The following is a 19,660-nucleotide window of genomic DNA, read 5'->3' as shown; positions in this document are numbered from 1 at the left end:
CGCGGCAAGTAGGAGGAACGGGCAGAAAGACTCACAGGGAAGCTCAGGACAGCCGGGTAACCTTTACGCCTTTCTCTTGAAGGGCTTCCAAGCTTTCCGCGTCCGTCGATGAATCGGTAATGACATGACCGATCCCCTCCCATGAAGCGACGTGGGCAAACGCCTGCAGGCCGAACTTGCTGTGGTCCGCCAGCAAAAACACGTCGTCGGAGATGGCGATCATCTTGGCTTTGACCAGCGCCTGAAGCTCGCTCGATTCCGAGATGCCCCGCGCCGTGTGGACGCCTTTGCACGACAGGAACGCTTTATCGACGTGGTACGTATCCAGGGAGCGTTCGGCCAGCGGACCGGCGTAAGAGAGCGACTGCGGAAGAAGACGGCCTCCCGTGGAAACGACCTGAATTTTCTCCTTGGAGCTGAGTTCCAAGGCGACTTGGATAGAGTTGGTCAGCACCGTCAGCGGTTCGTCGGGCAAAATTTGCGCCATGTACCAAGCCGTCGTGCTCGCATCGAGAATAATCCGGTCGTTCTCCCGGATATGCCGGACGGCTTCTTTGGCGATGCTCCGCTTGAGGTCCGCGTGCACCGTTTCCCGTTCCTTGAACGGGATCTCGGACTGGGATTCTCCCACGCGGACCGCTCCGCCGTGACTGCGCATCAGCCGGCCTTCGCTCTCCAGCTTATCGAGATCGCGGCGGATCGTCTCCTCGGTGACTCCGCAGAGCTCGCTGAGCTCCGTCACCCGTATGCTGCCTCTTTCATTGACCAGCGCGGTAATTTTCTGCCATCTTTCCGCTACAAGCATCGTGCATCCTCATTTCATCGTTCCATTCTTGCGGAGGCGGGCCCGCTGTTCCGCTGCGGTAAGGAATAAAGCAGCCCGGGTCCAGGTCCCGCCTCTGTTTCTTTTATTGTACAATATCGCGCGATGACGCGCCTCCCTCCGGCTATCGCGTGAACGCAGCCGGAACGCCGCCGTCTACGGTGAGCATGCAGCCGGTCGTCTTCTCCGATTTCGACGAAGCGAAGTAGGCGATCGCTTCCGCGATATCGTGCGGATAAACGTTCACGAGCAGCGTCGTCCGCTGCCGGTAGTACTCCTCCAGCTGGTCCGGCTCGATGCCGTAAGCGGCGGCGCGTTCGCTGCGCCAACCGGAATTCCAGATGGCGGAGCCTTGGAGCACGGCGTCCGGCAGCACCGAATTGACGCGGATGCCGTAGGCGCCTCCTTCGGCGGCAATGCAGCGGGCCAAGTGGATTTCGGCGGCTTTGGCCGTGCTGTAGGCGGATGCGTTCTTACCCGCATATACGGAATTTTTGGAGCCGACGAATACCATGCTGCCGCCGGTTGCCTGCGCCTTCATGATCTTGAACGCTTCCCTCGCCACGAGAAAATAGCCCGTTCCCAGCACGCTCATGTTCAGGTTCCATTCTTTAAGGGTTGTATCTTCAAAAGGACTGGATGTCGCCAGGCCGGCATTGTTCACGATGATATCCACCCCGCCGAAGGCAAGGATGGTCTCCTTGTACGCTTCCGCGACCTGTTCTTCCCGCGTAACGTCCATTGCGGCGGCTACCACGCGTCCCGGCCCGTACTGTCCGTTAAGCTCCGCCGCCAGCGTCTGCGCCCCCTCCAGATTAAGGTCGGCCAGCACGACGTGAGCGCCGCCCTTCAGCAGCTCGCGGGCGGCCGCGCCCCCAATGCCTCCGGCTCCGCCGGTGATGAACGCCACTTTCCGGGAAAATTCGGCTTCCGCAGGGGCGAGAGTCAGTTTATAGAGCTCCAGCGGCCAGTACTCCACGTTATAGGACTCGTTCTCACTCAGCGAAACGAAATTTCCGAGCGCCGTAGCCCCCCTCATCACAGCGATGGCACGGTGGTAAAGGGCTCCGCTGACCTGGGCCATCGCCCGGCTTTTGCCCGTATTCACCATCCCGAGTCCGGGAATCAGAATCACTCTCGGCGCCGCCTCGAACATCACGTCCCCCTCGTTCTTGTTCCGTTCGAAGTAGGCCCCGTACTCTTCCTTGTAAGCGGCGATACCGGTCTTCAGCGCTTCGATAAGGGCCGGAACATCCCCATCGGCGGGGTTCCACTTCACATAGAGCGGCTTCATTTTCGTATGAACGAGATGGTCCGGACAGGCCGCTCCTACCTGGGAGAGCACCTGCGCGTCACGGCTGTTCACGAAAGCCAGCACGTCTTCTGCGGCATCGGCCGTCAGCAGCATCTGCTTTTCTCCGCCGACAGCTCCGCGGATGACCGGCAGTACCTGCGCCAGAACTTCCCGGCGCGCGGTTTCCGTCAGCGCTTCATACTTCGCGCCGCCAAACATCACAGCGCGGTTCGCACGCGCTTCGATGAAGCTTTCCGCCTCCGAGATAATCTCGATCGTCTTCTTGTAGCAGGCCGCCGACGTTTCTCCCCAGGTGACCAGGCCGTGCTTTTCCATAAGGACAAGCTCGGCATCCGGGTTGCCGTGTACGGCTTCGGCGATCATTTTCGACAAGGTGAAGCCCGGACGCACATACGGCACCCAGACAAACCGGTCGCCGTAAATTTCGCGCGCCAGCTCTTTGCCGTTATCCGCGCAGCAGAGGGCGATGATGGCATCGGGATGCGTATGATCCACATGTTTAAAAGGAAGAAACGCATGCAGCAGCGTTTCGATCGAAGCCCGCGGGTGCCGGCTGTCCACCATGCAATGTCCCAGATAGGCGACCATTTCTTCGTCGCTCATTTCTTTCCGCTCCATCAGCGGACGAATATCGTCCAAGCGCAGACCCGTGAAATTTTCCGCTTTCATGGATGCAAGGTCCGAACCGCTGCCTTTTACCCACATAACCTCGATTTCCCGCCCGCGAAAATCCGTGACTGTCGTCTTGGCCGAAGTGTTCCCGCCGCCCCAGTTGGCGACCGAACGGTCAAACCCGAGCAGGTTAGAACGATATACCAGTTCGTCCAAGCCTTTCTTAACGCCTACCGCGATTTCCGCATCCCATAAATTTGCCGTCATTTTTGTGCTCCTCCTCAGGAATAGAACGAGTATTGGTTTACTTTGTATTTATTTGTTTTCTTTTATTTTATGTTATCATACCTTTATTTATTTTTGAATTGTTATTTTTATGTTTGTTTTTCTTTGGATAAGTAAAAAAAGACAAAAACGGGAGAGCTTGTCCTGTTCTTGTCTTTTTCTTATGAGTGGTCTGACTACCTATCGGGCTTGATCTGCCCTTTAACGGAAATGGTCCCAAAAATCCCAATACTTAAAATACTTGGTGCGCAGAAAATATCTCGACGGTAAATGATCGGCCGGCAGACGGTCGCGTTCTCCCTGGTTTGGTTCATCCTTCCGTTCCCCGTTCTTCGGCTGAGCTTCCGTACGGCTTGGCGTCACCCGGTTTCGCTGCTCTTGCGCGCGATAAGTTGTCCCGTTTACCCGTTGATCTTTTGCAGCTTCCGCTCCTTCATTAGAAAAGGCTTCCGTCTGGAGGTTGCCGCAGTGTCTGCCGCAGCCTGTCCCCTCTCCGCCGCCAAAAGCCCTCCCGCATATCCCGTTCCGGCACATGGAGATCACCTCTTTTGTAGAATTAACCGCCCGGTTATCTTTTTCCGTCTTCCTTCTTCTCTATAAAAGTTTGTCGTCAAATTAAGAGTTTGCCGTCAGCCCCGGTTCCGGCACCGTTTTGCGGGCAGCCCACAGCCGATATGGAATGATGAGGACCAGACACACGAGGAACAAGGCGTAAAACTGCGGATTCGGAATCCGGTTAATGCGGAAAACGGCATCCAGCAGAGCGACCAAGAAAGCAAACGCAATGCGCGCGCTCCTTGTCGCAGGCGTGGACTTGGGATCCGTGATCATGAAGAAGGCAAACAGCTGAAGGGAGGCGCCCATAAGAGGCCCCAGGGCCGCAAACAGAGGCGCTCCGAAGAAGAAATGCCGCACGAACGCAAACAGCGTAAAGCTCCCCAGAAAAGCAAGCACCGCATCGAGCCGGTTGGCAATGTAGCACACCACGATGCCCAGGGACAAGATCACAATCATGACGCCGATGCCGTTCGTCCACTGCTTGGGGGTACTCACCGCATATTGGGGCAGGGAGTAAAGCATGATGACCATCGCCACATTGTTGGGGTTGAAAATATGCCCGCCCTTGAACCGGATGGCATATTTCAGCGCGATCGCGATGACGGCCGTAAGCGCGTAAGGCCACAGCAGGTTAGAGCTGAGCAGCAGAGAGACGCCGATTCCCGTGATCAGGGCGCTAAGCGGAAATATCCACGTTTTATTTCTCAGCCGGTTCAAAATCACTTCCGTTCCCATGGTACAAAAAACGGACACAAGAACCGCATCCCACTTCTGAAAAAAGCCCAGATACACCTGCCCGGCTATCGCAAAGCTGCTCAGAAACGCCAGAATGAAGTATCTCGGATCGATCCGGTAATCCCGCCAGGATACGACCGAACGCAGATGCGTGTTTAATTCGTTGCGCATAAAATTCCTCCGTTACTTCGAAATGGTTGAAATCTGAAACCGCCTGTAAGAAGCGGACCGGGCCGATTTCCGGTTAATGCTTTTCCATTCCACTTTGTAGTTCCCTACCGTGCCCTGCTCATGCTCACCCAGAAGTCCCTTGAGCTTATTTTCCGCCTCCGTTTTGCGCAGCGCAGCCGCCCTTTCCTCTTCCGCTCCCTGCCGGTACTGCCCGATCCAGCGTTCCGCTTCTTCCGTCAGGGGCACGGAAGAGGTCCGGCTCGTGACCGGCGGATACAGACGGTTCAGCAAATCGGACGATGCGTCCGTTCCGTCGAAGGCCGGCGGTCTTTTTTCCAGGACATGCCCGTTCCAAAATACGGTTTCCCTTTCGATAAGCTCCTCTATCCTTTCCTCGCTGCGCTCCAGACGCACCGTACGGAATTTGTTGCCGCCGATCAGAACGGCTACCCACCAGTGGCCTGCGCCCGTAACGGCCATATAGTGCTGGCACTGAAAATCGATTCTCGCGGGAACCCGGCCCTCCTCCCATTCTTCTTTGCTGAATTCGCCGGCTGTTTTGCATAACAGACCCGCTTGAGAGCCAATCACCCAGCGATCCAGGCCGGCCAGCATAAAAGAGTGCTCCGGGTGCTGAAAGATCGAGTTTCTTCTCATCACCCTGTGTCCGGTCCGGTCCGTAAATTCCCGGGCGATAAAATCTTTGAGCTTACTGCCGAGCCTCATCGCTTCCTTCTCTTCCGCAGGAGGCAGTTCTCCGGTTTTATCCAGGTAAACTTCCAGAGCGGATTTCCATTTGTCCGCTCCGCACACGGCTGCCGCATCGCTGCCGCCGATTCCTTGTCTCCGCCAGGCCAGCCATTCCCCGTAAGAAAGCTCCCGGGTATTCACAAGCTTTTTCGCACGCATGCCATCTCTCCTTTGCACCGGCAGCTCACGCTGCGGTTACGGGCTATTCTTCCTTAAGCAGGTTTCGTACGGTATCCATCCATCTCAAGTAATAATCCGCTTCCGTATCGTTATGCCCCATCAGCTGCACGGCCTCGTGAACGCGGTCCACAAATCCGGTGACTGTAAGAATGACGGGGAAGGTATATTTCTCCAATTGTTCATCCCAGTAGACGGGGTCCTGCAGGCGGCGCGCTTCCCAGCCGAAGGCAAGCCCCTGCCGGAAAGCAGGCCGGTATTGTACGGGAATCTGTTTATCCGTTTGGGCGGCGAACGCAATCTGGTCGAAAAAGCTGTAGGCGGCAGCCAGCCCTACTCCACTATATGCATCGTTTCTGAATTCAGCAGGCAAATTTTCCAGTTCGGCAGCCGTTTTTTGTAAATCGAATTCCGTCAAAAACCATAAACACCTGCCTAACCCCTGATAACAGACGCGCCGGTAAGGAACCGGAAACTTGTTAAATTTCTGAATAATCTGTTTATTTTTCTTGTAGTGAAACAAGGCCGTTTGAAATCCGACTCCGTCGAACACAATGGGCGCGTATCTTGGATGGAGCTGCCCCATCCAGCGCTTGTATGCCCGGTACCGGAAGCCGTGACGGATCGTGAGATACCATCCGAGCCCCACGTAATATTGGTACAAATATCCCGGCGACAGCCGGTGAATGTAGGCTTCGAAACGTTTTCCGCTTGACGGGAATAAAGAAGATTTTACGCCAAGTCCCATGCCGGTCCCTTCGTAAGCGAATCCTTTATAGAACGGCTCAAAACTTGTTTCCAATCTGGAGCGCAGCCCCGACGTTCCCGGTACCGGTTTTAAAGCCCAGTTGCTGCCAGACAAGAACGCCCTTAGAATCTGCGGGAATTTGCGGTCGTAATGGACATGGTGCGTGATCGGAAATTTGGCGACCATCTTCGGGATGCTGCGGTGAAAAGCTTTCAGATAAATGAACGGAGCAAGAACCGCTAGAAATGCCCCTAATCCGGATATGACGGCAACAACTTGCATGAACCCATCTCCTCCGCTTTTCGTGTGGCTGAAACGGTTGGCGCGTTTTTAAAATACGACTTGCCTGCTTTCGTTATTTCACTCCCTTTTCTTCTATTGTGAAGCGGCTTTGCTCAATCTGTAGACGGACGGGTTCACCCCCACCTTTCTCTTGAAAATTCTGCCGAAGTGAGTCAAATCGTTATAGCCTACCGAGAAACAAACATCGGTGACGGGCTCTCCCCTTTGCAGCAATAGCTTCGCCTTCTGGATCCGTTTATTCATCACATATTCTTTGAAGCCCGTTCCCACATACTTCTGGAACATCCGGGAATAGTGGCACCGGCTGACATAGATTTGCGAAGCGACCTTTTCGAGATTCAGATCGTTTTCGCATATGTTCTCGTCGATGTAGGCCAGTGATTCCGCGAAAAGCCGGTTATCATGGGAAACTTCTTCATTCTGGGCCACCATATCAATCAGAGATATTAAGGAAGACAAGCTGATTTTATCGGCCCCGGCCAATGCGAGCATAGGGCTGTTGATTCGCAGCTCGTTTACGTTCCAGGCTTTCGGAAAAACCGGCTCGAAGGTAAGAAATACGATAAGTTTATAGCGCGCCTTCTTGACCAGCTGGAGAGCGGAGTTAAAATCGACAAACTCGGTCAACTTCACTTTTTTGGAAAGAAGCAGCAAATCCGCAAGGTAATCTTTACATTTCTCGGCTTTATGTACAAAGACCAGCAAATCCACTTCGTTCATCCCCCTCTTGATAGTCGGTGAATTTTTTATAAATGACATAAAATCTATAAAATGGCTGATTACACCTTTCTAAAATAAATTTTACCAATAAAAATTTGTCGATGATCTGCTTGGATTGTCACCTATCCGTCTTTTTTTGTCATGAAGTTTCACATCCTTAGAAAAGGCAGATATATTCAAATTCATTGGTGGAATCTGGTAAAACAAATTATAAACGCTTATGCGTACGAAAACAAGGTTAAATTCGTATATGCGTATTTTTTTAACTATTTGTAAGAAAGGAATAAATAGCTATTTTCTAGAACTAATGTTTGATATACTATTAGAACATATGTTTGTTGATTGTTCTGGATTATGCCGAATTGGGGGCTTGAGAATGAATGAAATTAATCATCGCATCAAGGAGCTGCGGTTAAAGCACAACTTGACCATGGCCAAGATGGCCGCTATGATCGGAGTTTCTCCGGGAAACATCAGTGATTGGGAAAATGGCAAAAAAAAATCGACCCCTACTGCTAGAGCATTGATCTCCATTTCCAAACAATTCAACGTTTCCCTTGACTGGCTGATGACAGGCACGATTCCCGATTTTCCTGCGAACTTCATACCCTTTCCACCTTCCGTGAAAAGCCATCCCCATATAGATGCCTTGTATGACGTCGCCGAACAGCTTGAGGAGGAAGACCTGGTGCTTCTCCAGACGATGGCCGCTCATCTTGCAAGCAAGAACCGGGCTCAGACGCCGGGTGATCTATACCGGTCCGGTAAGGTGAAGACCGCTTCCATCCAGCCGGGCGGCGAACTCCGTGAAGCTTCGCTCTCCGCGGAATATTACGTCCGGCTTCCCCTGATCGGTAAAGTTACGGCGGGCAGTCCCATTCTGGCTGCGGAGAATATCGAAGAGTATTTCAGCGTCCCCAAAAATCTGGTGGGCCAGGGAAAACATTTCATCCTGCGGATTCAAGGGGAAAGCATGATCAATAAAGGAATCGAGAACGGCGATCTGGTGCTCGTCCGTCAACAGTCGTCGGCGGACAACGGAGAAGTGATCGTCGCTTTGATCGACGGCGAAGAAGCGACAGTAAAAACCTTCTTCAAAGAGTCCAACCGGGTTAGGCTTCAGCCTGCGAACGATCGCTTTCAGCCGCTCTATCCGGTTAACGTCAGCATATTGGGCAAAGTCGTAAGCGTGCTGCGGGACGCCGAATAAACCGGTACGGAAGTCAACAAACGCCGTACAGCCGGCAACAAACGAGGAGTCCCGCCGGCCTCCGCCATCGTATCCTAGTTTCATAACGGATGAATGGAGGGCTTGTCTTGCCGTCGCTGGATCGATTTGTTGTCGGGCTGCCGGACCGTCAGGCAGAGGAACCGAGTCAAGTTACGGAGTGCGCATTCGACAGATGCAGGAACCCGATTTATGCCGGGGAGAAGAATTGGGACTTCGACCGGGACTGGTTCTGCAGCGCAGCCTGCATCGCCAGGCACTTGGGCGCCGAGAAACGCTATGTCGAATAGCCGCCCAAGAAAAAGTCCGGGAACGGAAGCTCCAAACGGAGCCGCCTCCCCGGACTTTTTGGCGTCTAAACAGCCGGCAGCACAGCGGCTTCTCCTCTTCGGAGGAAGTCCTCCGCCCTGCCGTCAGGCTTTAAACGGGAATTCCCGGTTCTCCCGTTTTTTTGGCCAGCAGCCTGTAGGGCACTCCGAGCAGGAGCGTGACCAGAAATGAAGCGTAAAACTGCGAATTCGTTATTTGATTCACACGCAGCCAGGCATCCGTAAATGCGATAAGAAAGGCGAACAGGATCCTCGCTTTCCGGGTGGGCGGCGTCGTTTTGGGATCCGTAATCATAAAGAAGGAAAAAAGCTGAAAGGATGCCCCCATCATCGGTCCGAAGGCGTAGAGGGCCGGCTCCCCGAACACTCCCACTCTTATGGAAGCAAAGAAGGAAAAACCCCCGATAAAAGCCAGGACGGAATCCAGCCGTTTGGCTTTATAGGCCGCGAAGAGACCGAGAATCATAATAAGGCTCATGACCTCGATCCCGTTGGTCCACTGCTTGGGCGTACTCACGGCGTAGGCGGGCAGTGCGATCAGCATGATCACCATCGCAACATTGTTCGGGTTGAAAATGTGGGCTCCCCGCAGCCTGACGAACTGCTTGATCGTGACGGCAAGAACGGCCGTCAGGATATAGGGCCATATGGCATAGGAGCTTAGCAGCAAACTGATGCCGATGCCCGTAATCAGGGCGCTCAAGGGGAACGCCCATTTCTTCTTCAGCCAGCCGGCCAGAATAAACTCAAGAATGACCGCCGTAAGAACAGACGCGAAGAATGAGTCCCATCTCTGAAAAAAACCGAGAAACAACTGGCCTGCGGCAACAAAGGACAATAAAAACGCCAAAATGTACAGTCTCGGATCTTTGCTCATCTAGTCCTTCTTTTCGGTCAGCCGCAAAATCTGGTTTTTGGGAACGTCCTGGAACTGTTCCACTCTTCCGCTGGGCCAGCGCACCGTGATCTTGTCCACTTTGTCCGCTTTGCCGAGACCGAAGTGCAGACGCGGATCGCTCTGGCCGCCGAAGCTGTTGGCGCCGTCTTTTTCCATGACCGTTTCCACTCCGTTCACTTCAAAAGTCACCCGGGCTCCTACCGCGTCCCGGCTGCTCGGCGCCGTACCCGTCAGATCCAGCTTGATCCAGTTGTGCTGATCGGTGACGGTATTCTCGTAAACCCGGGCCGGTCCGCCCTGATTGGCAAACACCAGGTCAAGCTTGCCTTGGTTGCGGATGTCGACCGCCGAAATTCCGCGCCCGTCTTCCACGAAGTCGAGACCGACCTGTGCGGCAATATCCGTAAATTTATTTCCCTGCGGGTAGAAAAGAAATTTGTTCTCATAGCCGGAAAGACTTTTGTCGGCGAAAGCCGGCCAGTTTTTCGTATCCTCGACGATATTGCCCGGTGTCGTTGCGAGCGTCCCCAGATCGAACCAGTAATCTTTCTTCTTGCTGGCGGATACAAACCCCGTTTGGACGACCAGACTCGAATTGCCGCTGTTGTCCAGGTCCATAAAACGGGCTCCCCAGGAGAAGCCGGCCAAATTGACGCCCATTTCCTTCCCGCGGTCGATAAATTGGCCGTCTTTCTCGTGCCACAACTGGTTGCCTTCCAGAATATATTGGGATTTGCTGACGTTGCTGACGTACATGGCCGGCCTGCCGTCATGGAAAATATCCGCAAAATCGACGTTCATTCCTTTAAACGTATCATCTCCGATTCCCCTCGGCTGAACGACGGCCGTAAACTTCTTCCCCTTCTCGTTCAGATACAGGGTATCCGGTCCGAAATCGTTGGCGTTGTAGATGTCCGGCCAGCCGTCGTTGTTCACGTCCCATGTCCCGGAAGCGAGGGTCCAGCCCGTATCGCCCACCCCGAGCTCTGCGGTAACGTCCGTGAAGGTGCCATCCCCGTTATTCCGGTACAGCACGTTCCGTCCGCCGTTGCGCGCCCGCTCGAAATCGTTATGCATAATCTTCGTCGTCGTCAAATTCCACAGGTCGTTCTTTTCATGAAAATAACAAGACAAGTACAGATCCAGATTGCCGTCTTTGTTGTAATCGAGGACGATCGCCTTGTTGACGTAGCCCTTGTATCCGACGCCCGCCTGATCCGTGACTTCCGTAAAAGTTCCGTTCCCGTTATTGTGAAACAGGCGGCTTTTGCCCCAAGAACCGACGAACAGGCTCGGATATCCGCTGTTATCGTAATCGAACCAGACGGCCGCCTCCGAGATCCCGTCCTTGTTAACATCCGCAATTCCGGCGGACTCCGCCGTTTCGGTAAAGGTGCCGTCCCCGTTGTTGCGGAAGAGGGCGTTCTTGGAGCCTTTGGCGGAATTTACGAAATAAAGGTCCATAAACCCGTCTCCGTCATAATCCGCCGTAAACACGCCCGCTCCCGTCGAAGCCATCCAGGGCATAATGTTCGCCACTTTGGGGTCGAACGTCGGCTTGCTGTGGGTGAATTTGACACCGGAAGCCTGTGTGGTCTCCTTCAACGAAAAGCCGAAATCCGTCCGGCTCTGCCCGGCGCCGCAGCCGGTGGCCGTTATAAGCAGCGCCGACACGGCAAGCAGCATTTTGCTCAAAGGTTTAACCTGCATATACTCTCCATCTCCTCATCCATTCATAATGAGATCCGGCTCAGCTTTGTCCCGCCCTACCTGTAATAAAGGTCAGAATATCCTCCAGTGTCGCGATGCCGCCGAGATCGTCCTCCGTCATTCTCACGCCGAATTCTCTTTCCAGGGTCACCACGAGTTCCAGGACAGCCAGAGAATCGATCCCGATTTCAGGCAGGGGTTTCCGCAGGAAAGCGTCGGCGTCGAGTTCTTCCACCGGCTCCGTCGAATCGAGAAGACTCACCGTTACTTCGATAATGCGGGATTTCACAGTTTTAACATTCATGACAGTTCTCCTTTTCAAAGTAATCCTCCGTCCACAACCAGCACGGCACCGTTCACATAAGAAGCCGCATCCGAGAGAAGGAAAAGGACGGCGGAGGCCGCCTCTTCGGGCGTTCCCAATCTTCTCAGCGGGATATCCTTTTCCAGGTTCCGCTTGCGGCGGACGGGAACGGATTCCAGCATGTCGGTGCCGATAAACCCGGGGGCAACGGCGTTTACCCGTATGCCCAGCGGCCCCGCCTCCTTGGCAAGCGCCTTGGTCAGACCGATAACGCCCGCCTTGGAGGCGGCATAATTGGTTTGTCCCGCGGCTCCGGCAAGTCCGGTCACGGAGGAGAGGTTCACCACGCTCCCGCCGGAAGCGGCAAGGGGACGGATGAGGGCTTTCAGAATGACGTACAGCGAGGTAAGGTTCACCTGAAGGACCGTGTCCCACTGCTCGTCGGTCATCCGGTACATGGGCGTATCCTGTAAAATGCCGGCGTTGTTGACGACACCATCTACGGGGCCCTCTTCAAGCAGCTTTCCGACCATACCGGCGACGGCAAGCCTGTCCGTAAAATCCGCCTGCACGCAGGAGACACGCGATAAATCCCTCCCCGTCTCATCCAGAAGAGATTCGGCCGCCTGCCGGTCCTTCGAGTAGGTGAAGACGACGCGGGCACCTGCCGAAGCCAGCTGTTTAACGACGGCTCTGCCGATCCCCCGCGACCCTCCGGTCACCAAAATCGTTTTTCCTGCAAAACTGTAAGTCGTCGTTGCCATAGTTCCTCCTAATCCGGCTTGTTGAACAGGACAGCCGCGTGGAATCCGCCGTAAGCGGGTACCGATTTTAAGGCGGACGCCGTTTTTTTGTGCACGGTTTGCGTCTGAACGGGAAGCTGCACTCTCGGATCGGCTTGTTCGTAATTCAGCGTACGAAGCAGAGTCTCTCTCTTCATGCAGTGCAGAAGAAGCACGGTTTCGATCATGGCACTCGCACCCAGCAAATGCCCGAAATACCCCTTGAAGGAGGTTACGGCCGGAACCGGCCGGTCCAGCCCGCCGAAGGCACGATGGATTTCGTTCGCCTCGTACCGGTCCCACAGGGTGCTGCCCGAACCGTGCGGAACGATAACGTCAATTTCCGGAGCCGTTCCGTGCCCGGCGGCTTCCGTGATGACCGACGCGTAGGAGTGCCTCGAAACATCCGGAAGCGTCATATGCCAGTGTTCCTGGATGAATGCTCCTCCGCGGTAAACCGCAAGGGGTTCCGCCGACCTTCTCGCGGCATGTGCGGCCGATTCGAGAATGAGCGTGCCCGCACCGTCCCCCAGAATGGAACCGTCCCTGTGCAGATCGAACGGCCTGATTTTCATCTGCCTGGAAACAAAGCCTTTCTCCTGCAGCCACAAATACTCCGATGCGTGCGCGTAGTCGGAACAGGCGACGATAACGAGATCCGCACTGCCGCCCGCTATGAGCATCCTCCCCAGCTCCAGGGCGTACAAACCCGAGGCGCAGGCATTGTTTACGACATAGCCCGGCCCGTTTACCCCCAGCAGCTGCGCCAGATAGAACAGGTAGGGAAACGTCTGGATATTAAAAAACTCGCGGCGGAACTCGTTGAAAAGCGGCGTTTGATCTCCTTGATTTTTTTGAGGGGCCGCATTCTGATAACGGATAAATTTATCGGTCAGCTTCACGGCACCCAGATTCTCGTGGCCGATAACGAGCCCGATTCTGCTGTCTCCGGTTATCCGGAAAGAGGCGTCGTCGAGCGCCTGCCGGATGGACAGGAGCAGCATGCAGAAGTCCCGGTCGTCCAGCAGATGATTTTCCGCAAGCCACCGTATGCTCTTCTCTTCCAGGCAATCGGACAGTTCGAAATCCGGAAGAGAGAAGACCGGATATTCCAAACGGGTGCCGTCCGGAAAAGGATAGGAGCGCAGGGACGGCTCCGGGACTTTACCGGACAGCGCGGCTTCCCATACTTCGTGATTGCTTATGCCCAGGGAACACAACATGTTCGTTCCCGTAACCAGAACGCTAGTATTCTTCACAGTTATCTCCTCTTAACGACGCGGATTTGCACGGTTTTAACACTCGATGGCAAGCAGGCCCTCCGGACCGGCATCCGCATACATCACGGATGCTCCGGACGGGAGACCGCCGCTTTCGAGTTTGAAAGCCAGCGCGGCGGGAAGCCCTTCGTCCGTCATGCGGATACCTGCCGCATCCGGCAGATCCGCTGCGCTTGCCATGCGCAGCTTGAAGCTGTTCTCCCCGGAAGGCTGCCGGGAGAGCACCAAAGCGACGACGGACTCCCGGGCGGTCACGTACCGGATACTTCCCTCGAAGACGGCGGGCGGCAGCAGCCTTACGATGCAGACCGCCACATGGGAAGCGCTGCCCGACTCCAGCATGTCGGCCGCGTACTGAAGCGACTTCACCGATGAGAAGTCCCCGCCCGATATCGTCACATTGGGGCCGCCGAGCCCGAAATAAATGGATGCCTGGCCGGCGGTTACATTCAGTACGGTTTCCGGAAACAGACCCGGATTCGTGTTGTTCACCCCGTACGTTTCCGCCTCCTGCTGCAGCCGGTCGATGGCCTCCAGATTCGCGTCGTTGGTCCCGACAACCACGCCGATGTCGTTTCTTTTCCCGTCGGCGGGGTCCACGGGAATCGAGGCCATCCGCAGCGCCTCGCGGATGGCCAGACAGGCCAGCCGGACGGCTCTGGAGTGTCTTTTCAGCCCCTTAAGTCCCTGTGACGCCTCCTCCGGTTCGTCTTCAATCCGTGAAGACAAAGCCTCGCTCCCGCAATCCTCAGCCGGCGCCGGGCTTTCCGGGCGTTCTACAATCGCGGCAAAGCTGGGAGCCATATAATAACCGCACCCGGTTAAATAAATGAACTGCGGCACTGTGCCACCCCCTTTAATTCAAGTTTTCCCGCCCCCGCCCATGAACGGCGGACAGTACGATCGAGGAGTTCACCCCTCCGAACGCGTAAGAATTCGATAAAACGGTGCGGTACCTGCCGGGCGCGGGCTCCTTCATCAGAACGGGAACCGGGCATGCCGGATCGGGCTGCTCCAGATTTAGCGTCGGCGGAGCCAGCCCTTCCTCCAGGCATTTCACGCTCATCACCGCTTCGATCGCGCTTGCCGCGCCCAGCGTATGGCCGATGTGGCCCTTGATCGAGCTTGCGGCCGGAAGCCGCGTCTCCTTGAAGACGGCCGACAGGGCGGCCGCCTCCATCTTGTCGTTCGCCTGGGTGCCCGTTCCGTGCAGGCTCACATAATCGACGCCGGCCGCGGGAACCGCCGCCATCTTCAATGCGGCGCGCATGGCCCGCACGGCGCCTTCCCCCTGCGGGTCCGGCTGGGTAATGTGATGAGCGTCGCAGCTCATCCCGTACCCGAGCAGCCCGGCCCGCGGACGTATCCCGCGCTCCTCCGCATGAGCCTGGGACTCGATGACGAGCACGCCCGCCCCTTCACCGAGGATGAGTCCTTTCCGGCGGACGTCAAAGGGCATGCAGCGGTCGGGCGCCATGGCGCGCAGGCTGCTGAATCCCGTAAAAGCGACCCAGGACAGCGAATCTGCTCCGCAGGCGATCATCACATCCGCTCTGCCCGACGCAATCTCGTCCATGGCTCTGGCGATGGCGAAATTTCCGGCTGCACAGGCGTTGGTGAACGTCCATGCGGGCCCCTTCAGTTCAAGCAGCCGTCCGATCCCATCGGTTATGACATGCGGCCCTCCGAAGGCCCCGCTGCGCTTTCCCTGGATGGCGCCTTCAAGCGGGTCGATGTCTCCCATCGTGGTGCCCACGCAAAGCCCGACCCGATAGCGGGCAAGCTCAGGCTTACCGAGCCCCGCATTCCGCAGAGCCTGCTCGATGGCGGGCATCAGAATCCGGGTCGCTCTTCCCGATTTCAAGAGAGCGTCCGGAGCGCAGGCGGAGAGAGGAATGTCGTCGATCTGGCAGCCCATCCGGTTCGTATGCTTCTCCACGTCAAACACCGTAATCGGTTTGACGCCGGTCTCTCCCCGCAGCAGATTTCTCCAGAAGGATGCTTCGTCCGTGCCGATCGAAGTTACGACACCCAGGCCCGTGACCACTGCCGTTCGCCCCTCTTGGCGGGCTCGTTCACCGGTTGCAAAGCCCCCGCGGTTCATTCGCCCCGCCCTTCTTTCGGGGAATTCCAAATGGGGCTGAGATCGCTGATTCCCGGGTCCGGCCGCTGAAACTGGTCCATGCCCCGCTCACGCACGACGATTTCGACCGCTTCTTCCTTGGATGCTTCCGCCCGCTCCTTCAAGGCCGGATCATCGGGATGGGCCTCGTGCCCTTCTTTCCAGATCTTCATGCCGTCGCCGACTTCGCCTTTTTTAACCAGTGCATCCCCAAGTGCCGTGTATGCCAGAGCCCACATGTAGAAAGGATGGTCCCCTTCGAATTTCTTCGTGACGGCCAGACAGAAGGAGAGGTCCTGAATGGACTTGTCGATCCGCTGCAGACCCACCGGCCAGTAAAGGTTATTGATTCCGCGGGCATAATGAGCCAGCCAGTCGTAAGGGTCCTTCTCCAGCACCTCATTCATCAATTCAATGGAATGAACGGATATTTGTCCGAGAGAGGCGGTTCCCAGAGATTCGTTCTGCATCTGGTCCACGTAAGCCAGCGCCAGCTGAAGCTTGGCTCTTGCCGGGGGCTGCTCCAGCGACTTCATAAACGCGACGAAGGCGTCGATCCGGCCCTCTTTGCCCATCGTTATCCGGAGCGCATTGCCGTAGGCCAGGTTGTCCGGCTCGGCGGCAACCTTTTTTTGCAAATCGTCCGCGCTTCCCTGCACCTGTCCGCCGGCTGCGGCTTTTTCCTTCCCGAACTCAAGATTGTATTCCGCAAGCTGCATGCCGTCGGATACCGGGGGAAGCTTGTACGGCCGGTTCCAGTAAGTATAAAATTCCGCTAACAGTCCTGCCGTAATCAGAACGGCAAGCAAGAACTGCCATCTTTTTCTCATACGGTACCCCTCGCTTTACCTTGTTTGGGATCTCCCTTGGACTTTCATAAAATAAACTGGCTGTAATAATGCTTGCGGTAATCGGAAGGACTCACACCGACCTTCTTGCGGAAGATTCTGCCGAAATGGGTCATATCTCCGTATCCCACGGCATAACAGGCATCCGTAACGGAGTGTCCTTTTACGAGAAGCTTCTTGGCCTCCCCGATCCGCTGTTCGATCAGATAGTCGCGGAAGGTGACGCCGAATTGTTTTTTAAACACTTTCGAAAACTGCCATTTGCATACGTAGCATTCTTTGGCCGCACTCTCCAGAGAGAGCTCGCCCGTCCCCAGGTTGTCCCGGATATGCTTAAGCACACGCTCCCAATCCATATCGTTATCCGGACCGGTACCCGCCGCTGTCTTCCCTGGGAAGACATGACTCTGAATAGATGCCATATAGTGAAAAAGGAGCTGGATCACAAACCGCGACTGCTTGTCCGCCTTCGTAAAAACATACACGGGAACGGCAGCGTCCGCGGGTAATTCGTCTTCGTTCAACCGCTCGTTCTCCGTAAGGACGACAAGTGCCTCGCAGTTTCCGCTCACAGCCTGCCTGCGGGCGTCTTCCGCCGTACCGACGTGCAGGATCAGACCGTCGGCCACATAGGCGGCAGCGGTTGTATCGCGGGGGTCAGACCGGCCGATATCCGCCGAATCCATGCCGGCTCCGTGGTCCCAGAATACGATCATAGGCTAATCCTCCCGGCTTCCGGTTATAATCGCGCCGCGGACAGGCCCCTCGTTCACTTTGACGCAGATGTCCCGGTAGCCCGCGGCTTGCATGACATCCCGCCAGTCCTCCGGCCGGAGAAACCCGAAACAGGACACGTCTCCGTCCGCTCCCCCGACCGGCTTAAAATCGGGCAGCAGCGAGAAAATAAATTCCTGATGCAGCCTGGACCGGTAATGCTCCCTCACACATTCGGACAGCACGATCGTTCCCCCCGGTTTCAGCAGCCGGCGCAGCGCGTCCAGTGAAAGAGCCAGATCCTCCGCACAGTGCATCACATTGACGGCGTAAATAAAATCGTACGTCTCCCCGCCGCTCTTCACCTCGTTGATATCCAGCGTCACCTGGCGGAGCTTATGCGGAGGAAGCTCTCCCTCGAGCATCCTCCCGGCTTTCGTCGTGAGGAGTCTGCTGACGTCCGACACGGTGTACTCCTCAACGGACTTCGACCGGAGGCGGATTTCCGTCAGCAGAGCGCGTGTTGCCGAACCGAAACCGGTACCTAGCTCCAGAATTGTGCACGGTTCCGCGGGAAGCAGGTCCGCCAGCTCTTCGGCCGCCCACTGGTTGTGGACCGCGTACAAGTCATGCGCATTGTGGAAATACACTTCCCACAGGGCGATGCCTTCGCGGTTAAACAGCCTGTGCCGGGGCTCAATTTCTCCCCGGACGGACTCCAGCCAGAATGTCCCCGCGTATTCGATAAGCTTCAGAGAGGGAGCCACGTGTACGGCCGGGAACGGGTTTCCCCGATTAGTCCAGTCCCGGCCTTTGGGAGTCAGCTCCAGCACCGCCGCACCCTCCGGCCCGGTTGTCCTCCGGACGAACTCCTGCTGCTCCAAAAAATGAATGGCCCAGTTCAACAGCGGCCTGTTCTGCTCCTCACAAGCGATCAGAGCATGCAGTCCGCTCTCTCGCACCGGTTCGTTAAGACTGATGCCCCCCGCCCTTAGGGCCCCCAACAGGGTAAAAGCCGTAAAATCCGATACATATTCATAGGCCGCATGATAAGTTTCGTTAAACAAAGCCGTCTTAACGGTCGTAACACCACTCACCCTTGTTCCTCCCAGCCTTACGATGTGGTCTCGATCTCAACGATCCGCTGTCGGATCACATGATAATCGATAAAGACGTACAACAAGGCCCCGTTCTCGGTGCGGACGTCATGGGACTCCGCCAGACCCGCCGTAAGAAAATCGCCTTCCTTCATTACTTCACTCTCGTTTAAAATAAGATCGCCTTTGATGAGATAGGCGAATTCTCTTCTCGGGTGGTCGTGCATGGGGATGAAGCTTCCTGGATGAAGTTTAACGAGAAAGCACAACCGGCCCTGTTCGTCTTCATACAGGTAGCTCATTTCGGTATTTTCGTAGATGCCCGGCTCCCAGTTCATTTCTTCCCATTTAATGAGCTTGTGTTTATTTTCGGTTTCCATCTGGAACCCTCCCTGAATTAATCCGTTTTTTTCTCCAGATGGAGCAGCATCCGGGGACTTGAGGCCGTAAGCGGAGACAGATCGAAGCCTCCGTAAACGCCTTTGACGCCGAGTCCCGCGTTTCTGTGCAGCAGCAGCAGCTCGGCGGCCGTGTACAGACGAAGGTTCAGCCGGGACGACTTGAGTTTGCCGTCGTCAAACCAGCTCATCTCTTCGTTCCATCTGCCGGTTACGCTGTCGAATTCACGCTGCGACCATACGGGACAGCCGTTCATCATATCCCACGTCTTTTTCGCGCTGTATAGAAGCTTGAAATCCCGGTTTTCCGTTTCCTGAATCACTTGCCCGCCCGGTTTCAGAGCGCGGTAGACACGATGCAGAATATCCTGATTCTCTTCTTCGTTTTCCAGATAGCCGAACGCCGTGCCGAGATTAAGAACCGCATCGAATGTCTCCGCGAAATGAAGCTCTCTCATATCCAGAGACTTGAATACCGCTTCCGCTCCGGATGCCCGGGCCCGCCGCCGCGCCTCATCCAGCAGCGTATCCGACGCGTCGATACCGGTCACTTTGTACCCCCGCAGTGCGAGAGGAACGCTGATCCTGCCCTGCCCGCAGCCCAAGTCGAGAATAGACGCGCCTTCCGGCAGATTCAGCAGGGACAGAAGCTGTCCGGTTTCGAAGCGGGTACGCTCTTCATTCAGAATCACTTCCGAGAAAAGCAGATAATCTTTCCCGAAAAAGTCGTGCCAGTGCTCTTTTGCCGCCACT

Annotated in this window: 20 protein-coding genes; 2 read left to right on the top strand and 18 right to left on the bottom strand. The window is 55.7% G+C overall.

Annotated elements, in window-relative coordinates; translation table 11 throughout:
* Positions 1–43 precede the first annotated feature (43 nt).
* From C4S74_RS06480 to C4S74_RS06450, 6 genes are all read right to left on the bottom strand, one after another.
* Positions 44–805 carry a DeoR/GlpR family DNA-binding transcription regulator gene (locus tag C4S74_RS06480; protein WP_103994531.1) on the bottom strand — a complete coding sequence of 254 codons (762 nt, stop codon included), beginning with the start codon at positions 803–805 and terminating at the stop codon, positions 44–46.
* 142 nt (positions 806–947) lie between these two features.
* Positions 948–3,017: a bifunctional aldolase/short-chain dehydrogenase gene (locus C4S74_RS06475; RefSeq protein WP_103994530.1), complete on the bottom strand. Its 2,070-nt coding sequence runs from the start codon at positions 3,015–3,017 to the stop codon at positions 948–950.
* Positions 3,018–3,650: 633 nt separating this feature from the next.
* Positions 3,651–4,499 (bottom strand): RnfABCDGE type electron transport complex subunit D, encoded by an 849-nt coding sequence (locus C4S74_RS06465; protein WP_103994528.1) that lies wholly within the window; start codon positions 4,497–4,499, stop codon positions 3,651–3,653.
* Between the two features lie 12 nt (positions 4,500–4,511).
* Positions 4,512–5,408, bottom strand: a complete 897-nt coding sequence (locus C4S74_RS06460; protein WP_103994527.1) for a YqaJ viral recombinase family protein — start codon at positions 5,406–5,408, stop codon at positions 4,512–4,514.
* 43 nt (positions 5,409–5,451) lie between these two features.
* Entirely contained in the window at positions 5,452–6,456 is a 1,005-nt protein-coding gene (locus C4S74_RS06455) for a DUF1702 family protein (protein ID WP_103994526.1), read from the bottom strand.
* A gap of 93 nt (positions 6,457–6,549) precedes the next feature.
* Complete coding sequence (locus tag C4S74_RS06450; RefSeq protein WP_258042414.1) at positions 6,550–7,197, bottom strand: helix-turn-helix transcriptional regulator; 648 nt, start codon at positions 7,195–7,197, stop codon at positions 6,550–6,552.
* Positions 7,198–7,573: 376 nt separating this feature from the next.
* Between C4S74_RS06450 and lexA the strand changes: the two genes are divergently transcribed.
* Positions 7,574–8,407: a transcriptional repressor LexA gene (gene lexA / locus C4S74_RS06445; RefSeq protein ID WP_103994525.1), complete on the top strand. Its 834-nt coding sequence runs from the start codon at positions 7,574–7,576 to the stop codon at positions 8,405–8,407.
* A gap of 107 nt (positions 8,408–8,514) precedes the next feature.
* Entirely contained in the window at positions 8,515–8,715 is a 201-nt protein-coding gene (locus tag C4S74_RS06440) for a hypothetical protein (RefSeq protein WP_103994524.1), read from the top strand.
* A 130-nt stretch (positions 8,716–8,845) separates the two neighbouring features.
* Here the strand turns inward: C4S74_RS06440 and C4S74_RS06435 are convergent, their stop codons facing one another.
* From C4S74_RS06435 to C4S74_RS06380, 12 genes are read right to left on the bottom strand one after another with little or no spacing between them, the layout of a single operon-like run.
* Positions 8,846–9,631, bottom strand: a complete 786-nt coding sequence (locus C4S74_RS06435; protein WP_103994523.1) for an RnfABCDGE type electron transport complex subunit D — start codon at positions 9,629–9,631, stop codon at positions 8,846–8,848.
* Positions 9,632–11,362 carry a CRTAC1 family protein gene (locus C4S74_RS06430; RefSeq protein ID WP_103994522.1) on the bottom strand — a complete coding sequence of 577 codons (1,731 nt, stop codon included), beginning with the start codon at positions 11,360–11,362 and terminating at the stop codon, positions 9,632–9,634.
* A 40-nt stretch (positions 11,363–11,402) separates the two neighbouring features.
* Positions 11,403–11,666, bottom strand: a complete 264-nt coding sequence (locus C4S74_RS06425) for an acyl carrier protein (protein ID WP_103994521.1) — start codon at positions 11,664–11,666, stop codon at positions 11,403–11,405.
* A 14-nt stretch (positions 11,667–11,680) separates the two neighbouring features.
* Complete coding sequence (locus C4S74_RS06420; RefSeq protein ID WP_103994520.1) at positions 11,681–12,430, bottom strand: SDR family NAD(P)-dependent oxidoreductase; 750 nt, start codon at positions 12,428–12,430, stop codon at positions 11,681–11,683.
* Positions 12,431–12,438: 8 nt separating this feature from the next.
* Positions 12,439–13,707, bottom strand: a complete 1,269-nt coding sequence (locus C4S74_RS06415) for a beta-ketoacyl synthase N-terminal-like domain-containing protein (RefSeq protein WP_103994519.1) — start codon at positions 13,705–13,707, stop codon at positions 12,439–12,441.
* Positions 13,708–13,743: 36 nt separating this feature from the next.
* On the bottom strand, positions 13,744–14,571 hold the full coding sequence (locus tag C4S74_RS06410) for a beta-ketoacyl synthase N-terminal-like domain-containing protein (RefSeq protein WP_103994518.1): 828 nt from the start codon (positions 14,569–14,571) through the stop codon (positions 13,744–13,746).
* A gap of 13 nt (positions 14,572–14,584) precedes the next feature.
* On the bottom strand, positions 14,585–15,832 hold the full coding sequence (locus tag C4S74_RS06405) for a beta-ketoacyl synthase (RefSeq protein ID WP_103994517.1): 1,248 nt from the start codon (positions 15,830–15,832) through the stop codon (positions 14,585–14,587).
* The gene (locus C4S74_RS06400; protein WP_103994516.1) at positions 15,829–16,680 is read right to left on the bottom strand and encodes a M48 family metallopeptidase; all 852 of its coding nucleotides are present in this window, start codon (positions 16,678–16,680) and stop codon (positions 15,829–15,831) included. The genes C4S74_RS06405 and C4S74_RS06400 overlap by 4 nt, the downstream gene beginning before the upstream one ends.
* A gap of 44 nt (positions 16,681–16,724) precedes the next feature.
* Positions 16,725–17,414, bottom strand: a complete 690-nt coding sequence (locus C4S74_RS06395) for an AraC family transcriptional regulator (protein WP_103994515.1) — start codon at positions 17,412–17,414, stop codon at positions 16,725–16,727.
* A 3-nt stretch (positions 17,415–17,417) separates the two neighbouring features.
* Positions 17,418–18,509, bottom strand: coding sequence for a bifunctional 2-polyprenyl-6-hydroxyphenol methylase/3-demethylubiquinol 3-O-methyltransferase UbiG (locus C4S74_RS06390; protein WP_103994514.1), 1,092 nt, complete (start codon positions 18,507–18,509; stop codon positions 17,418–17,420).
* Positions 18,510–18,526: 17 nt separating this feature from the next.
* Positions 18,527–18,889 (bottom strand): cupin domain-containing protein, encoded by a 363-nt coding sequence (locus C4S74_RS06385; RefSeq protein ID WP_103994513.1) that lies wholly within the window; start codon positions 18,887–18,889, stop codon positions 18,527–18,529.
* 17 nt (positions 18,890–18,906) lie between these two features.
* Positions 18,907–19,659, bottom strand: coding sequence for a class I SAM-dependent methyltransferase (locus tag C4S74_RS06380; RefSeq protein ID WP_103994512.1), 753 nt, complete (start codon positions 19,657–19,659; stop codon positions 18,907–18,909).
* Between the last annotated feature and the right edge of the window lies 1 nt (position 19,660).

Source organism: Paenibacillus sp. UNC499MF (genome assembly GCF_900107975.1).
Taxonomy (GTDB): domain Bacteria; phylum Bacillota; class Bacilli; order Paenibacillales; family NBRC-103111; genus Paenibacillus_F.
The sequence above is the reverse complement of the archived record's forward strand: the minus strand, read 5'-3'. Positions and strand labels throughout refer to the sequence as shown.

Bases quoted from the DNA above. Each gene is read 5' to 3' on its own strand.
- C4S74_RS06475 (WP_103994530.1), bottom strand. From the start codon at position 3,017: ATGACGGCAAATTTATGGGATGCGGAAATCGCGGTAGGCGTTAAGAAA.
- C4S74_RS06420 (WP_103994520.1), bottom strand. From the start codon at position 12,430: ATGGCAACGACGACTTACAGTTTTGCAGGAAAAACGATTTTGGTGACC.
- C4S74_RS06400 (WP_103994516.1), bottom strand. From the start codon at position 16,680: ATGAGAAAAAGATGGCAGTTCTTGCTTGCCGTTCTGATTACGGCAGGA.
- C4S74_RS06450 (WP_258042414.1), bottom strand. From the start codon at position 7,197: ATGAACGAAGTGGATTTGCTGGTCTTTGTACATAAAGCCGAGAAATGT.
- C4S74_RS06460 (WP_103994527.1), bottom strand. From the start codon at position 5,408: ATGCGTGCGAAAAAGCTTGTGAATACCCGGGAGCTTTCTTACGGGGAA.
- C4S74_RS06385 (WP_103994513.1), bottom strand. From the start codon at position 18,889: ATGGAAACCGAAAATAAACACAAGCTCATTAAATGGGAAGAAATGAAC.
- C4S74_RS06395 (WP_103994515.1), bottom strand. From the start codon at position 17,414: ATGATCGTATTCTGGGACCACGGAGCCGGCATGGATTCGGCGGATATC.
- C4S74_RS06480 (WP_103994531.1), bottom strand. From the start codon at position 805: ATGCTTGTAGCGGAAAGATGGCAGAAAATTACCGCGCTGGTCAATGAA.
- C4S74_RS06425 (WP_103994521.1), bottom strand. From the start codon at position 11,666: ATGAATGTTAAAACTGTGAAATCCCGCATTATCGAAGTAACGGTGAGT.
- C4S74_RS06465 (WP_103994528.1), bottom strand. From the start codon at position 4,499: ATGCGCAACGAATTAAACACGCATCTGCGTTCGGTCGTATCCTGGCGG.
- C4S74_RS06455 (WP_103994526.1), bottom strand. From the start codon at position 6,456: ATGCAAGTTGTTGCCGTCATATCCGGATTAGGGGCATTTCTAGCGGTT.
- lexA (WP_103994525.1), top strand. From the start codon at position 7,574: ATGAATGAAATTAATCATCGCATCAAGGAGCTGCGGTTAAAGCACAAC.
- C4S74_RS06435 (WP_103994523.1), bottom strand. From the start codon at position 9,631: ATGAGCAAAGATCCGAGACTGTACATTTTGGCGTTTTTATTGTCCTTT.
- C4S74_RS06405 (WP_103994517.1), bottom strand. From the start codon at position 15,832: ATGAACCGCGGGGGCTTTGCAACCGGTGAACGAGCCCGCCAAGAGGGG.
- C4S74_RS06430 (WP_103994522.1), bottom strand. From the start codon at position 11,362: ATGCAGGTTAAACCTTTGAGCAAAATGCTGCTTGCCGTGTCGGCGCTG.